This window comes from Pantoea sp. Pa-EAmG (assembly GCF_030024295.1).
In the GTDB taxonomy this organism is placed as follows: domain Bacteria; phylum Pseudomonadota; class Gammaproteobacteria; order Enterobacterales; family Enterobacteriaceae; genus Pantoea; species Pantoea dispersa.
Genome location: NZ_JASEWO010000008.1, coordinates 37,012 through 52,380, shown reverse-complemented (window position 1 = coordinate 52,380; position 15,369 = coordinate 37,012). Strand labels below are relative to the sequence as shown.

Sequence of the window (15,369 nt, the reverse complement as noted above, 5' to 3'; positions counted from 1 at the left end):
GCAAGTATCAGATACATGGTGGAGGGATGACTCTCAAAAACTGTTTTTTTCATTTCCTGCTCTTAATCACGTAGCGTGGTCTTTGTTTGGACTCAATGTAGATTCGGCCAATATATTCGCCCAGAACACCGATGCCGATAAGTTGCACTCCACCCAAAAACAGAATGGAAACCAGCAACGAAGGGTAACCCGCCACCGGATTGCCCCAGAGCAGTTTATCGATGATCATCCAGAATCCATAAAGAAAGGAGAGTAACGCGACGCTACCGCCGATGTAACTCCAGATGCGCAAGGGGAAGGTTGAAAAACTGGTTAATCCTTCTAATGCCAGATTCCATAATTTCCAGCCATTAAATTTCGACATCCCTGTGACGCGTTCAGCCCGATCATATTCCACAATCGCTGTTTTACCGCCAACCCAGGATAAAATGCCCGTCATGAACAGATTTCTTTCCGGCAGGCTTTTTATCTGTTCTACCGTCTCGCGCGATAGCAGACGAAAATCGCCAACGTTTTCCTCTATTTTCGGCGAGCTGATTTGGTTGTGGAAGTGATAAAACCACTCGGCTGTTTTACGTTTGACATGCCCATCGGCGCTGCGATCTTTCCGTTTAGCCAGAACCACATCGGCACCCGCTTGCCAGCGTTCAACCAGTTGATGGATAACGGCGATGGGATCCTGCAGATCAACATCAATCGGGATAACCGCGTCACCGGTGGCATGCTCCAGTCCGGCAAACAACGCGGGTTCTTTGCCGAAATTGCGGGTGAATGACAGCGCAATGACCAGCGGATCCGAGATGGCCAGGGCATTGATGATGTTTTCGCTGCCATCGCTACTGCCGTCATTGATAAAAACAATTTCCACCTGATAGCCGGCTAATTCATGACGAACCGCCTGATAAAAGAGCGGAATGGTCTCCTCTTCATTGAAGACGGGCACGACGAGAGACAATTTCATTTTACTTCCCTGAAAACGATGTAATTAGAGTAGATGAAGCCGCAACCCAGGCTAATAAAGGAAAAGAGTATCAGGGTAATCATCGGGGAAAGCGTGCAGGCGTCGGCCATCCAGCCAACCAGCGCCGCCATGCCTCCCATAAAGCTGACATAAAGCAGGTAACGCAAGGGCGTGGCTGCAGAAGAGAAGGTCCAGCGGGCATTAGCAAAAAAAGAAAACGTCACCGCAACGCAGAATGCACCAAAGTTTGCCATAGCCTGGCCGGACTCGAACAGCTTGAGAATAAGCGCAAACACCGTCCAGTGAATCGCGGTGTTGATAACGCCAATTCCTGCATAACGGGAAATAAGTTTCAGCATGACGAGAGAGATGAGTAAATTTGCCCTGATCATATACATCGGAAATTATCCTGCAAGCCCGATGCTGAAAATGCGTTTAATCGGGCCGAAACAAGGATAGCGACAGGCAACAAAAGCATTGCCCCGCCCGATGATCAATTTCGGGCTAAGGCAGGGGGGAATATCCTGAGCATGGGGCAATCAGACCAGCTTTTTCACCAGCTCCTCGCTGTGACGAATATGGCTGGAGGCGCGTTCCGGATCGTTCTGCACCAGCGCCATAAACAGCAGATCGGTCAGCGCCAGCTGGGCGCTGGTGGAGGAGATGGCCGCGCTGCGCGTGCTCTGCTCCTCGGCGACGGTGTACAGGCAGACCGTGGCGCACTGCTGCAGCGAATTCGGGGTAAAGCCGGTAAACGCCAGCACATCGGCGCCAATGGCTGCGGCTTCCTGCGCCGCGAGGTTGATCTCGCGACGTTCGCCGGTGTAGGAGATTGCCAGCAGCACATCGCCGGGTGCCATCGCCTGAACGCTGGCCAGCAGCGCGTGCATGTCCTGCTCGGCGACGGCGTTGATGCCAATCTTCATCAGCTTCCACGAAAAATCTTTCGCCACCAGCCCGGAAGCGCCAATGCCGACCAGCAGAATGCGGTTGGCGTTTTTCAGCAGCTGCAGCGTTTCCGTGAGTTTCTCTTCGCTGTTGATATCCAGCGTGGCGCGAATCGCCGAAATTTTTTCCGTCAGCAGCTTTTCGCCGACCACTTTCAGCGGATCGTCACTCAGAATGTGGTTGTGCACGGTGATGGCATCGCGGTCGGCCAGCGACTCACTCAGCGCCAGCTTCAGCGCCGGAAAGCCTTTGTAACCCAGTTTCTGGGCGAACTTCACCACGCTCGACTGGCTGACGCCTGACTCTTCCGCCAGTTTTTGTGAACTCAGATGCCGTGCCCGATCAGGCTGCGACAGCAAAAAATCCGCCAGCCGACGCTCGTTCAGCGCCAGGCGTGGGTAGAGCTGGCGAATTCGCAGCAATGAACTCATGTCCGATCCTTAATCCATAGTCCCGCACACAGCTTAGCCGCTCGCGGAAGGAAATGTCTGGCCAGGAATGTCAGATGACATCGCGCCGACGCAGAGAATAAACTATTCAAATGGCATTGTAGCCACTGGAATTAAAAATGACAGCTTTCGCCCCGGCGCGCGATGCTGGCTACACTGTAGAGCAGGTATCGCCGCGTTTAGAAAAAGGAGTCGGGTTTGACAAAGGGTTCGCATCGCCGCGTGGTATTTTTTGACCTGGACGGCACGCTGCATCAGCAGGACATGTTTGGCACATTTATGCGTTATCTGCTGCGCCGCCAGCCGCTCAATCTGGTGCTGGTGGTGCCGCTGCTGCCGGTCATCGGCATAGGTATGCTGATAAAGGGCCGCGCCGCGCGCTGGCCGATGAGCCTGCTGCTGTGGGCTATCACCTTTGGCCATCGTGAGGCCACGCTGCGCCAGCGTGAGGCCGAATTTGCCCGCTGGTTTCGCGAGCGCGTTACCGCGTTTCCGGTGGTGCAGCAGCGGCTGACTGACTACCTCAGCAGTGAAGACGCCGATGTCTGGCTGATTACCGGCTCGCCGCAGTCACTGGTGGAGCAGGTCTATTTTGATTCCGCGTTTCTGCCGCGCGTGAAGCTGATCGCCAGCCAGATGAAACCGGGCCGTGGCGGCCGGGTATTAGCCATGCGCTGTCTTGGCCATGAAAAAGTGGCGCAGCTCGAGGAAAAAATCGGTACGCCGCTGCAGCTATACAGCGGCTACAGCGACAGCAAGCAGGATAACCCGCTGCTGTTTTTCTGCCAGCACCGCTGGCGCGTGACGCCGCGCGGTGAACTGCAACAGCTGGAGTGAATCGCAGCTGGATTCCGTCTATAATGCGCCGCCTTGTTAATCCGCAGGAGTTGCCCGTTGAACCCACAAACTGATGAATACTGGATGCGCCACGCGCTTGAACTGGCGCGGCGTGCGTGGGAGCAGGGCGAAGTGCCGGTCGGTGCGGTGCTGGTGCAGGGCGACAGAGTGATTGGCGAGGGCTGGAACCGGCCGATTAGCCAGTGCGATCCCACCGCGCATGCCGAGATTATGGCGCTGCGTCAGGGCGGAAAAGTGATTGATAACTACCGGCTGCTCGACACCACCTTATACGTGACGCTGGAGCCGTGCGTGATGTGCGCCGGTGCCATGGTGCACAGCCGGATTACCCGTCTGGTCTATGGCGCGAAGGATGAGAAAACCGGTGCCGCCGGTTCGCTGCTGGATGTGATCGGCCATCCGGGCATGAATCATCAGATAGAGATTGCGCATGGCGTGCTGGCAGAGGAGTGCGCCACGCTGCTGAGCGACTTCTTCCGTATGCGCCGGGAACAGAAGCGCGCACAGCGGCAGGCGCTGCGCGCCGATTAGTTCATCGCAATCTTCGGTTCGACAGCCGGATAACCGGCACCGAGTTCCGCTTCCAGCGCCGACTGCTGCGCCAGCCGTTTCTCCTGCTCCTGCAGATAGCCTACCAGGCTGATCTGATACTTACGGATGTTCTCAACGTAGTTATAAGCTTCGTGGCCGCGCGCATAGCCATAAGTGGTCTGCGCGTAATAGCGCTTCTGGCTCAGCATCGGCAGGCGCAGCTTAACGTCGGCCCAGCTGTCCGGATTGCCACCCTGTTTGAGGGTCAGCCGGCGTGCATCCAGCATATGCGCGTAACCCATGTTGTAGGCCGCCAGCGCAAACCAGATGCGTTCATCTTCCGGAATGGTCTCCGGCACTTTTTCCATCATGCGCCGCAGGTATTCGCTGCCACCGCGAATGCTCTGTTCCGGATCGAGACGATCGTTCACGTCGAGGCTGTCAGCGGTATTGCGCGTCAGCATCATCATGCCGCGCACGCCGGTGGGCGAGGTCGCCTGCGGATTCCAGTGCGACTCCTGGTAGGAAATCGCCGCCAGCAGGCGCCAGTCGATACTGGACGCGTACTTCTCAAACAGCGGCTTGATATCCGGCAGCGTGTTATCAATCGCCCGCAGGAAGGTGCGGGTATCGACATAATCAAAGGTGCCGACGTGGCCGAGATACTTCTCTTCCAGCCGCGCCATGGTGCCTTCTTCCCCCATCTGACTGTAGAAGTCGAGCATGGCGGCGTTCAGGCTATCGTCATCGTTACGCGGCAGATACCAGGTTACCGGCTCTTCATCGGTAATATCAAACGCCACCGCCAGCTGTGGATGGATGCGCTGCAGCAGGCCGATGGTCACCGAATCCCCCACGGTATAGTCAAGCTTGCCGTCGGCAACCGCTTCCAGCAGCGCTTTCTGGCCCATATCGGTGGAAATGGCCCAGTCGAGATCGGGGTAGCTGTCCGCTTTGGCGGAACGTAACGTTGACAGATAGGCTGAACCGGACTGCACAATCAGCCGGCCTTTCAGATCACCAAGGTTTTTGGGCCGCGGCTTGTCGATGCGATACACCAGCTGCTGCGACACCGAATAGTAGCTCGGGCCACTCTGATAACGGCTGAGGCGCTCGCTGTTGTAGATCAGCCCGGCGGCCAGCAGGTCGGCTTTGCCGTCGTCGAGATCGTCAAACAGGTCGCCGAGGTTGGGCCGCACCGTGACTTCCAGCTTCACGCCAAGATAATCGGCGAAGCGCTTCGCCAGCTCGTAGTCCATACCGGCTGGTGCATTATTGATGGTGTAGTAAGTCAGCGGTGAGTTGACGGTACTGATGCGCAACACTCCCCGCGATTTGATCTGTGATAACGCGTCTTTTCCGCCCCCGTACCAGGGGATGGACGGCCACAGCGCCAGCGCAAGCAGCACGGTGATCAGACCGATAAACAGATAATTTAATTTCAGGCGTTTCAAATAGTTGTCTCGTAATGGCTCACAGGCCTCTGTCTTTTAAAGGCAGTATTTATGTTGTTTTGCACTCCCAGAGCGAGGGGCATTTTGCGCAACAAAGCGCAACAGGGCAACTTATATAGCAAGAATTGCGCAAAATTCAGCCAAATGCTGAGTGCCAGATTTTATGCGCAAACGGTTTCGTAACCCGCGAGGTTTCTCTATAATACCGCCCGTTTTCCCCTGTTGCGCCCAATGAAGCGTCGCCCGGCGCTTCAAAGACGAGAGATCTTTGATGATGGAAATTCTGCGTGGTTCGCCCGCTCTGTCGGCATTTCGTGTAAACAAACTGCTGACCCGCTTTCAGGACGCTCATCTGCCGGTGAGTGATATTTACGCCGAGTACGTCCATTTCGCCGATGTCAGCGCACCGCTCAGCGCGGAACAGCAAGCCCGCCTGCAGCGTCTGCTGAAATACGGTCCTTCTCTCGCCGAACATGCGCCACAAGGGCGTCTGTTGCTGGTGACGCCGCGTCCCGGCACCATTTCTCCCTGGTCATCGAAAGCCACCGATATCGCCCACAACTGCGACCTGCCACAGGTATTGCGCCTGGAGCGCGGTCTGGCCTTCTATGTACAGGCACCGCAGCTGACTGACGCGCAGTGGCAGCAGCTGGCCAGCCTGCTGCACGACCGCATGATGGAAACCGTGTTCACGGAGCTCAGCGCGGCAGAACAGCTGTTCGCGCATCATGAGCCGCAGCCGCTGAAAAGCGTAGACGTGCTGGGCGGAGGGCGCGAGGCGCTGGAGCAGGCTAACCGCACGCTCGGCCTGGCGCTGGCCGATGACGAAATTGATTACCTGCTCGATGCCTTCACCAGACTGGGCCGCAATCCGAACGACATCGAGCTCTATATGTTCGCCCAGGCGAACTCCGAGCACTGTCGTCACAAGATTTTTAACGCCGACTGGATTATCGACGGCGAAAAACAGCCAAAGTCGCTGTTTAAAATGATTAAAAACACCTTTGAGCAGCATCCGGAACACGTCCTGTCGGCGTATAAAGACAATGCCGCGGTGATGGAAGGCTCCGAGGTCGGGCGTTTCTACGCGGATGCGCAGCAGGGCGAATATGAGTTCCATCAGGAAGCCGCGCATATCCTGATGAAGGTGGAAACCCACAACCATCCGACGGCCATTTCGCCATGGCCGGGCGCCGCCACCGGTTCCGGCGGGGAAATTCGTGACGAAGGCGCCACCGGACGCGGCGCGAAGCCGAAAGCGGGTCTGGTCGGCTTCTCGGTTTCCAACCTGCGTATTCCCGGCTTTGAACAGCCGTGGGAAGAGGATTTCGGCAAGCCGGATCGCATTGTTACCGCGCTGGATATCATGACCGAAGGCCCGTTAGGCGGCGCCGCGTTTAACAACGAATTTGGTCGCCCGGCGCTGAACGGCTATTTCCGTACTTATGAAGAGCAGGTCAACAGCCATAACGGCGTTGAGCTGCGCGGCTATCACAAGCCGATCATGCTGGCCGGCGGCATTGGTAACATCCGCGCCGATCACGTGCAGAAGGGTGAAATCGTGGTTGGCGCCAAGCTGATTGTGCTGGGTGGTCCGGCGATGAATATCGGCCTTGGCGGCGGTGCGGCGTCCTCGATGGCGTCCGGCCAGTCGGATGCCGATCTCGACTTCGCCTCGGTGCAGCGTGATAACCCGGAGATGGAGCGTCGCTGTCAGGAAGTGATTGACCGCTGCTGGCAGCTGGGCGAAGCCAACCCGATTCTGTTTATCCACGACGTTGGTGCCGGTGGCCTGTCTAACGCCATGCCGGAGCTGGTGAGCGACGGTGGCCGCGGCGGCAACTTCAACCTGCGCGACATCCTCAGCGATGAACCAGGCATGAGCCCGCTGGAAGTGTGGTGTAACGAGTCGCAGGAGCGTTATGTGCTGGCGGTTGCGCCGGACAAACTGGCGCTGTTCGATGAACTGTGCCAGCGCGAACGTGCGCCGTACGCGGTGATTGGTGAAGCGACCGAGGAGCAGCACCTGAACCTTGCCGACAGCCATTTCGATAACAAACCGATCGACATGCCGCTCGACGTGCTGCTGGGTAAAACGCCAAAAATGACGCGCGACGTGGCCAGCCAGCAGGCGAAAGGTGATGCGCTGGTGCGGGACGGCATTACCATTGCCGATGCGGTAAACCGCGTGCTGCACCTGCCAACCGTGGCGGAAAAAACCTTCCTGGTGACCATCGGTGACCGCAGCGTAACCGGCATGGTGGCGCGCGATCAAATGGTCGGGCCGTGGCAGATCCCGGTGGCGAACTGCGCCGTGACCACCGCCAGCCTTGACAGCTACCACGGTGAAGCGTTTGCCATGGGCGAACGTGCCCCGGTAGCGCTGCTGGATTTCGCCGCGTCCGGCCGCCTAGCGGTGGGCGAAGCGCTGACCAACCTGGCCGCGACCGCGATCGGTTCGCTGAAGCGCGTGAAGCTGTCGGCAAACTGGATGGCTGCAGCCGGTCACCCGGGCGAAGACGCAGGTCTGTACGCCGCGGTAAAAGCGGTGGGCGAAGAGCTGTGCCCGGCGCTGGGGATCACCATTCCGGTGGGTAAAGACTCCATGTCGATGAAAACCCGCTGGCAGCAGGGCACTGAACAGCGCGTAATGACCTCGCCGCTGTCGCTGGTCATTACGGCTTTTGCACGCGTTGAAGATGTGCGTCGCACCGTGACGCCACAGCTGCAGCCGGAAGGCGACAACCTGCTGCTGCTGGTGGATCTCGGCAACGGCGCCAACACCCTCGGCGCTACGGCGCTGTCGCAGGTGTATCGCCAGCTGGGCGACAAACCGGCCGACGTGCGCGATGCCGCGCAGCTGGCTGGCTTCTTCAATGCAATTCAGACGCTGGTCAGCGAGCAGAAACTGCTGGCTTACCACGACCGCTCGGATGGCGGTCTGCTGGTCACGCTGGCTGAAATGGCCTTCACCGGCCACTGCGGTGTTGAGGCGGATATCGCCGCGCTGGGCAGCGATGCGCTGGCAGCTCTGTTTACAGAAGAGCTGGGCGCCGTACTGCAGATTAACGCTGCCGACCGCGCGGCCGTGGAAAAAGTGTTTGCCGATCACGGTCTGAGCAGCAATGTTCACGTCATCGGTAAAGCGCTGCCGGGCGACCGTTTTGTTATCCGCTCCGGCGACAGCGCGGTGTACAGCGAAAGCCGTACCACCCTGCGTACCTGGTGGGCTGAAACCACCTGGCAGATGCAGCGCCTGCGCGATAACCCGGCCTGTGCCGATCAGGAACATGAAGCGAAGAAAGACGATAACGATCCTGGCCTGAACGTGCAGCTGACCTTCCGTCCGGAGGAGGATGTGGCGGCACCGATGATCGCCACCGGCGCGCGTCCGCGCGTTGCCGTGCTGCGCGAGCAGGGCGTGAACTCGCACGTTGAGATGGCCGCTGCCTTCCACCGCGCAGGCTTCACCGCGGTTGACGTGCACATGAGCGATCTGCTGGCGGGCCGTCGTGGTCTTGAGGAATTCCACGCGCTGGTCGCCTGTGGCGGCTTCTCCTACGGCGACGTGCTGGGTGCGGGCGAAGGCTGGGCGAAATCGATTCTGTTCAACAGCCGCGTGCGTGACGAGTTTGAAAACTTCTTCCATCGTCCGCAGACGCTGGCGCTGGGCGTGTGTAACGGCTGCCAGATGATGTCGAATCTGCGTGAACTGATTCCGGGCAGCGAGCTGTGGCCACGCTTTGTGCGTAACCAGTCCGAGCGCTTTGAAGCTCGCTTCAGCCTGGTGGAAGTGGCCGCCAGCCCGTCACTGCTGCTGGACGGCATGGTCGGTTCTCGCATGCCGATTGCCGTCTCGCACGGTGAAGGTTTTGTTGAAGTACGTGACGGTGCGCATCTGGCTGAGCTGGAAGCGAAAGGGCTAGTGGCGCTGCGCTTCGTCGATAACTTCGGTAAAGTCACCGAGACCTATCCGGCGAACCCGAACGGCTCACCGAACGGCATCACCGCCGTGACCAACGAAAGCGGTCGCGTCACTATCATGATGCCGCATCCGGAGCGCGTGTTCCGCACCGTCAGCAATTCGTGGCACCCGGCGGAGTGGGGCGAAGACAGCCCGTGGATGCGGATTTTCCGCAACGCGCGCAAGCAGCTGGGTTAAACCTGAATCCTGTCTCTTACCGGTGCCCATTCACGGGCACCGTGCAAAGGCCGCTCAACGCGGCCTTTTTTATTTTTTGTCGCGTGGGCACTGCTCTCGATCCGCTGTGATTCGCTGACATCTGTGGCATGTCGGAAAATGACGACAATCCCATAACTGAACTGTCGCTAAAAGGTGACATTTAAATCGTTGTTTTTTATGGGCGCGAAGTTAGCGCGTTAAAGCCGTTGCTAATCGGCGACACTTTTTCCAGACCAGTCGGTCCGAAAGCGTCGTTAATTCCCTCTCTGAGCTGGCAGTATGCTGATTAACAAGGCTATTTATTTTCTGGCACGATAGTTGCTATACTCATTACGTTGCTCATTCTCCTGTCTATGATTGCCCCGCACTGCGGTTGAGCTCATAAAATACCGAATGACGCACCAAACGGAGCCTGCCGTCCACCCAACCGATAATCGCTTGCTTTGCAACGTTATCAAGCACCGGACGCAACGTTGAGTTAGGCTCCACCTATTTTGCAGGCGATGCTGCGGCGTCGCTCTCACGGCAGGCCAAAAGGCCTGCCGTTTTCGTTTTCAGCCTTTCTAACCTTGCCGGACTTCGCTAGCATGCCTGCAACTCACCTCAAAGGAAGCGCGGTTGTGAAGAGATGGCGTCTGTTTCCCCGATCCCTGCGGCAACTGGTTTTAATGGCCTTTCTGCTGGTGCTGCTGCCGCTGCTGGTGCTGGCATGGCAGGCGTGGGAAAGCCTTTCAGCATTGAGTAATCAGGCGGCGGACACCAACCGCAACACCTTCACCGACGTGCGTCGCAGCGAGGCGATGGCGCGCACGGCGCTGGAGCTGGAGCGTAGCTATCGCCAGTATTGTGTGCTGGGCGATGCCAGTCTGGCACGCCTGTATCAAACGCAGTGGAGCCGCTACGGCCAGATGCTCAGCAGCCATGCCGCCAGCCTGCCCGATTTGCCCACGTTCAAAATATTGCAGAGCGCGCTGCCGCAGCTGGAAAAGCTGCAGTGTGATAACGGCAATCTGCTGGCACCGGCGGCGAGCGCGCTGGAGGCATTCTCCGCCGCCAACACCCGCATGGTACAGGCCACGCGTGAAGTGGTGTTTTCACGCGGCCTGCAGCTGCAGCGCGAAATTGCCGATCGCGGCCAGTTTTTTGGCTGGCAGGCGCTGATACTGTTTTTAATCAGTCTGGTGCTGGTACTGCTGTTCACCGGCATGATTATCGGCCCGGTTAAGCGCGTCGAACGCATGATTAACCGGCTGGGTGAGGGCAAAACGCTGGGCAATAGCGTCAGTTTTCGCGGGCCACGCGAAATTCGCTCGCTGGGACAGCGCATTGTCTGGCTCAGCGAACGTCTTAGCTGGCTGGAGGCACAGCGGCATGAGTTTCTGCGCCACCTGTCGCACGAACTCAAAACACCGCTGGCCAGCCTGCGCGAAGGCACCGAACTGCTGGCCGACCAGGTTGCCGGCCCGCTCAATGCGGAGCAGCAGGAAGTTGTCGCCATTCTCGACACCAGCAACCGTCATCTGCAGCGACTGATTGAACAGCTGCTCGACTACAATCGCCGGCTGGCGGACAGCCCAATGCGGCTGGAACCGGTGGCTATCGACGCTATCATTGATAGCGTCGTCAGGGTGCACTCACTGCCCGCCAGCGCGCGCCAGATGCACACGCATATCGATCTGCAGGCCCGCTATTGTCTGGCGGAACCGACGCTGTTGCAGCGGGTGATTGATAACCTCTACTCGAACGCCGTGAACTACGGTAGCGAATCCGGTAACATCTGGCTGCAGAGCCAGCAGAAGGGCAACCAGGTGTGGATTGAGGTGGCCAACACCGGCACGCCGATTCCGGCTGAAGAGCAGGCGATGATCTTTGAGCCCTTTTATCAGGGGAGCCAGCAGCGCAAAGGGCCGGTGAAAGGCAGCGGGCTGGGATTAAGCATCGCCAAAGATTGCCTGCGCAGGATGCAGGGTGATTTGCAGTTGGTCACGCGCACGGACGCGGACGTCTGTTTTCGTATCATTTTGACTACCAGCGCCGGGAATGTCTGATTAATGAAACTCACATCCAGCCGATTTCTCGTCGGCGCACTGATCGCCATCGGCCTGAGCGCCTGTCAGGCGCCACCCCAGAGCAGTATGCCGCGCGGTGCGGTGAACCTGCCGGAGCCGGACGTGCGCCTGGCGGATTATCTGGCCACCGATTGCCAGAATGTCTGGCAGATTGAAGCACCGGCGGCCATGAGCAATCCACTTTACTGGCAGCGCGCTATCGACTGCGGTGAGCGGCTGTCGGCGGCCGAAGCGCGGGCGGAAGCGCGGCGCTGGCCGGTACAGAACTGGGCGCGCGCCTTTAAGCAGGGCATCCTGCTGGCGAACGGCAACGTGACGCCGGTGGAGCGCCGTCAGTACGTTGATACGCTCGACAGCTACAGCGCGGATTATCCGGCGGCGGTGCGTCCGCTGCTGCAGCTGTGGCGCAGTAACCAGGCCGCGCAGCTGGAGCTGAGCGAGGCGCGCGGCCGCTACGCCGCGCTGCAGCAAAGCAATGACGCCGAACTGGATCGCCTGCGTCAGCAGCAAACGCAACTGCGGCAAACGCTGGACGATACCCAGCGTAAATTGCAGCGACTGACTGACATCGAGCGTCAGCTGTCATCGCGCAAAGCGCCGGACAGCGGCGACAGCACACACGGTGCCAGCGATGCCCAAAGCGAGGAGCAGTAATCATGAAACAGGCCGCACGCTTACTGCTGGTGGATGACGATCCGGGCTTACTCAAGCTGCTCGGTATGCGTCTCAGCAGTGAAGGCTATCAGGTAGCGACCGCGGCCAGCGGGCCGGAAGCCCTGCGTCATTTGCAGAAAGAGAAAGTCGATTTGGTGATCAGCGATCTGCGCATGGATGAAATGGATGGCCTGGCGCTGTTTGCTGAAATCCAGAAGCGCCATACCGGACTGCCGGTCATCATTCTGACCGCGCACGGCTCGATTCCGGACGCGGTAGCCGCCACGCAGCAGGGCGTGTTCAGCTTTCTGACCAAACCGGTCGATCGCGATGCGCTATACAAAGCGATTGACGAAGCACTGGCGCAGCGCGCGCCGGTCAGCGATGACGGCTGGCGCGAAGCGATCGTCACGCGTAATCCGCTGATGCTGCGGCTGCTGGAGCAGGCGCACATGGTGGCGCAATCTGACGTCAGTATATTAATTAACGGCCAGAGCGGCACCGGTAAAGAGGTGCTGGCGCAGGCGATTCATGCTGCCAGTCCGCGCGCCGGTAAACCTTTCATTGCCATCAACTGCGGCGCGCTGCCGGAACAGCTGCTGGAGTCTGAGCTGTTTGGCCACGCCAAAGGCGCCTTCACCGGTGCCGTAAGTGCGCGCGAAGGGCTGTTTCAGGCGGCGGAAGGCGGCACGCTGTTTCTCGATGAGATTGGCGACATGCCGCAGGCGCTGCAGGTGAAGCTTCTCCGCGTGCTGCAGGAGCGCAAAGTGCGCCCACTGGGCAGCAACCGCGATCTCGACATCAACGTGCGCATCATCTCTGCCACGCACCGCGATCTGCCGAAGGCGATGGAGAAGAAAAGCTTCCGCGAAGATCTCTACTATCGTCTCAACGTGGTGAATCTCAGGATCCCGGCACTGCACGAACGCGCCGAAGACATCCCGTTGCTGGCCAACCATCTGCTGCGCCAGTCGGCCGATCGCCACAAACCGTTTGTGCGCAGCTTCTCGGTCGATGCGATGAAACGGCTGGTGAGTGCCAGCTGGCCGGGAAATGTGCGCCAGCTGGTTAACGTGATTGAGCAGTGCGTGGCGCTTACTACGTCGCCGGTGATTGGTGACGCGCTGGTAGAGCAGGCGCTGGCTGGCGAGAACACGGCGCTACCGACCTTTGTCGAAGCACGCAACCAGTTTGAGCTTAACTATCTGCGCAAACTGCTGCAGATGACCAAGGGTAATGTTACGCATGCGGCGCGTCTGGCTGGACGCAACCGTACCGAGTTTTATAAGCTGCTGTCGCGCCACGAACTGGACGCCAGCGAATTTAAAGAGTAGCTTGCTGCGGCAGCGTCAGGAACACTTATACTCATAGTTACCCGTCCATCATGGAGGGAGCGAAAAAAGGATCTGTCATGAAAAAGATCGATGCAATTATCAAACCATTCAAACTCGATGATGTGCGTGAAGCCTTAGCGGAAGTGGGCATCACCGGGATGACGGTCAGCGAAGTGAAAGGCTTCGGACGTCAGAAAGGCCACACCGAGCTGTATCGCGGTGCCGAATACATGGTCGATTTTCTGCCAAAAGTGAAAATCGAGATGGTGGTGGGCGATGATATCGTCGATACCTGCGTAGAAACCATCATGAAAACCGCGCAGACCGGTAAAATCGGCGACGGCAAAATTTTTGTCTTTGACGTGGCGCGCGTCGTGCGTATTCGTACCGGCGAGGAAGACGAAGAGGCCATCTGAGCCCTTCGCTCCTCACCAGACACAAAGCCTGCCGCGTGCAGGCTTTTTCATTTACAGCACCTTGTGCGGACCGAACACCTCGTAGTGAATGCGGTCGGCGCTGATGCCGGCGTCGGTCAGCTGGCGCGCGACAAACTGCATGAATGCCAGCGGGCCGCAAATCCAGAACTCACCCTCGGACTGGGTCAGGGCGGTTGAGACGGTGGCTAAATCCATCAGACCCTGCGCGTCGTAACGTCCCGCGTCGTCAGCTTGCGGCTGGCGATACCAGACGTGGTGGCTAAAGCGCGGCAGTTGCGCACCCAGCGCTGCGACCTCATCAGCAAACGCGTGCTGTGCGCCGTTTTCGGCGGCGTGCAGCCAGCATACTGCGGCCGGATGCTGCTGCTCCGCCAGGCTGGCCAGCATGGCTAACAGCGGCGTTTGCCCGACGCCTGCTGAGATCAGCGTTACCGGCGTCTGCGCTGTTGCCTGCAGGAAGAAATCCCCGGCCGGCGCGGCGCACTGCACGATATCGCCGACCTTCGCATGCTGATGCAGCCAGCCGGAGACGCTGCCCTGCGCTTCGTGCTTCACCGCAATGCGATAGGCTTTGCCATCCGGCAGATGCGTCAGCGAATACTGGCGGTGCTGAATGTAGTCGCTGTCCGCCGGGCGCAGACTGAGGGTCAGATACTGGCCGGGCAGGAAGTCCGACACCGGCTCTCCATCATTCGGCACCAGCTCAATGCTTTTGATCACCGAGCTCTGCGCGGTAATCGCACGGATACGAAAATCGCGCGCGCCGCGCCAGCCGCCGACCTTTTCTTCCGACGCACGGTAAATCGCTGCTTCTCGCTGGATAAACACCTCAGCCAGCACGCCATAGGCTTTGCCCCACGCCGCCAGTACCTCATCGCCTGGATTGAGCAGCTCTTTAATCGTCGCCAGCAGATTTTCCCCGACAATCGCGTACTGCGCCGGCTGAATATTCAAGCTGGCATGCTTCTGCGCAATTTTCTCCACCGCCGGCAGCAGCACCGCGAGGTTTTCCAGATTGCTACCGTACGCGCAGATCGCGTTAAACAGCGCTTCACGCTGATTGCCGCTGCGCTGGTTGTTCATGTTAAACACGTTCTTCAGCTCGGGATGCTGCGTCAGCATCCGCTGATAAAAGTGACCGGTCAGCTGCGGGCCGAGTTGAGCAATCGCGGGCAGGGTAGATTTCACGGTGGCGATGGTTTGCGCGTCAAGCATAGGCTGATCCTCAGGGTAATTTTAAACATGTATTTTAAATGCATGTTATGCCTGTTGCCGCGCACTGTAAATCCCCCGTTTTGTCTGGGGTGACGAGTGCCAATCTGCTGGCGGGCGCGCAAAGCTGAAAAATTTTCCCGCTGCTGATGAACAAATATCCGGTTTTCTTCCCCGGCTAAAAAGCGTAAAAATCCCGTGCCAGCGCCTTGCCAATCGTTTGCGTAAAAAGAGGGGATTGGCGCTACCGTCCCCTGGCAAAACCGTTTACACTGTTGG

General features: G+C 58.5%; 12 protein-coding genes. 7 read left to right on the top strand and 5 right to left on the bottom strand.

Annotated elements, in window-relative coordinates; genetic code table 11:
* Positions 1 to 49: 49 nt before the first annotated feature.
* From QMM04_RS02445 to QMM04_RS02435, 3 genes are all read right to left on the bottom strand, one after another.
* Positions 50 to 961: a glycosyltransferase family 2 protein gene (locus QMM04_RS02445; protein ID WP_282995576.1), complete on the bottom strand. Its 912-nt coding sequence runs from the start codon at positions 959 to 961 to the stop codon at positions 50 to 52.
* Positions 958 to 1,320, bottom strand: coding sequence for a GtrA family protein (locus tag QMM04_RS02440; RefSeq protein WP_282995578.1), 363 nt, complete (start codon positions 1,318 to 1,320; stop codon positions 958 to 960). Before QMM04_RS02440 ends, QMM04_RS02445 begins: the two co-directional genes overlap by 4 nt.
* 180 nt (positions 1,321 to 1,500) lie before the next feature.
* Positions 1,501 to 2,340: a MurR/RpiR family transcriptional regulator gene (locus QMM04_RS02435; RefSeq protein ID WP_021506531.1), complete on the bottom strand. Its 840-nt coding sequence runs from the start codon at positions 2,338 to 2,340 to the stop codon at positions 1,501 to 1,503.
* A 216-nt stretch (positions 2,341 to 2,556) separates the two neighbouring features.
* Here QMM04_RS02435 and yfhb point away from each other — a divergent pair, with 216 nt between their 5' ends.
* On the top strand, positions 2,557 to 3,195 hold the full coding sequence (gene yfhb / locus QMM04_RS02430; protein WP_059009946.1) for a phosphatidylglycerophosphatase C: 639 nt from the start codon (positions 2,557 to 2,559) through the stop codon (positions 3,193 to 3,195).
* Positions 3,196 to 3,252: 57 nt separating this feature from the next.
* Positions 3,253 to 3,747, top strand: a complete 495-nt coding sequence (gene tadA / locus QMM04_RS02425; protein WP_071813580.1) for a tRNA adenosine(34) deaminase TadA — start codon at positions 3,253 to 3,255, stop codon at positions 3,745 to 3,747.
* Here the strand turns inward: tadA and mltF are convergent.
* Positions 3,744 to 5,201, bottom strand: a complete 1,458-nt coding sequence (gene mltF / locus QMM04_RS02420) for a membrane-bound lytic murein transglycosylase MltF (RefSeq protein WP_021506534.1) — start codon at positions 5,199 to 5,201, stop codon at positions 3,744 to 3,746. The genes tadA and mltF overlap by 4 nt on opposite strands.
* Positions 5,202 to 5,472: 271 nt before the next feature.
* On the opposite strand from mltF, the gene purL reads away from it, so the two are divergent.
* The 5 genes from purL to glnB all read left to right on the top strand — a co-directional run bounded on the left by purL (position 5,473) and on the right by glnB (position 13,857).
* Positions 5,473 to 9,363, top strand: coding sequence for a phosphoribosylformylglycinamidine synthase (gene purL / locus QMM04_RS02415; RefSeq protein ID WP_282995575.1), 3,891 nt, complete (start codon positions 5,473 to 5,475; stop codon positions 9,361 to 9,363).
* A gap of 641 nt (positions 9,364 to 10,004) precedes the next feature.
* A complete protein-coding gene (locus QMM04_RS02410; protein WP_282995574.1) occupies positions 10,005 to 11,432 on the top strand; it encodes a HAMP domain-containing sensor histidine kinase in 1,428 nt (475 codons plus the stop codon).
* A gap of 3 nt (positions 11,433 to 11,435) precedes the next feature.
* Entirely contained in the window at positions 11,436 to 12,107 is a 672-nt protein-coding gene (gene qseG / locus QMM04_RS02405) for a two-component system QseEF-associated lipoprotein QseG (RefSeq protein WP_058781722.1), read from the top strand.
* 2 nt (positions 12,108 to 12,109) lie between these two features.
* Complete coding sequence (gene glrR / locus QMM04_RS02400; RefSeq protein ID WP_058758284.1) at positions 12,110 to 13,441, top strand: two-component system response regulator GlrR; 1,332 nt, start codon at positions 12,110 to 12,112, stop codon at positions 13,439 to 13,441.
* 77 nt (positions 13,442 to 13,518) lie between these two features.
* Positions 13,519 to 13,857, top strand: a complete 339-nt coding sequence (glnB, locus tag QMM04_RS02395; protein ID WP_007886217.1) for a nitrogen regulatory protein P-II — start codon at positions 13,519 to 13,521, stop codon at positions 13,855 to 13,857.
* A 51-nt stretch (positions 13,858 to 13,908) separates the two neighbouring features.
* Here glnB and hmpA read toward each other — a convergent pair whose 3' ends face one another.
* Complete coding sequence (hmpA, locus tag QMM04_RS02390; protein ID WP_282995573.1) at positions 13,909 to 15,093, bottom strand: NO-inducible flavohemoprotein; 1,185 nt, start codon at positions 15,091 to 15,093, stop codon at positions 13,909 to 13,911.
* Positions 15,094 to 15,369: the final 276 nt, after the last annotated feature.

Excerpts from the sequence above, each read along its gene's own strand:
- QMM04_RS02445 (WP_282995576.1), bottom strand. The coding sequence starts at position 961 with ATGAAATTGTCTCTCGTCGTGCCCGTCTTCAATGAAGAGGAGACCATT.
- QMM04_RS02440 (WP_282995578.1), bottom strand. The coding sequence starts at position 1,320 with ATGCTGAAACTTATTTCCCGTTATGCAGGAATTGGCGTTATCAACACC.
- QMM04_RS02435 (WP_021506531.1), bottom strand. The coding sequence starts at position 2,340 with ATGAGTTCATTGCTGCGAATTCGCCAGCTCTACCCACGCCTGGCGCTG.
- purL (WP_282995575.1), top strand. The coding sequence starts at position 5,473 with ATGATGGAAATTCTGCGTGGTTCGCCCGCTCTGTCGGCATTTCGTGTA.
- qseG (WP_058781722.1), top strand. The coding sequence starts at position 11,436 with ATGAAACTCACATCCAGCCGATTTCTCGTCGGCGCACTGATCGCCATC.
- glrR (WP_058758284.1), top strand. The coding sequence starts at position 12,110 with ATGAAACAGGCCGCACGCTTACTGCTGGTGGATGACGATCCGGGCTTA.
- glnB (WP_007886217.1), top strand. The coding sequence starts at position 13,519 with ATGAAAAAGATCGATGCAATTATCAAACCATTCAAACTCGATGATGTG.
- hmpA (WP_282995573.1), bottom strand. The coding sequence starts at position 15,093 with ATGCTTGACGCGCAAACCATCGCCACCGTGAAATCTACCCTGCCCGCG.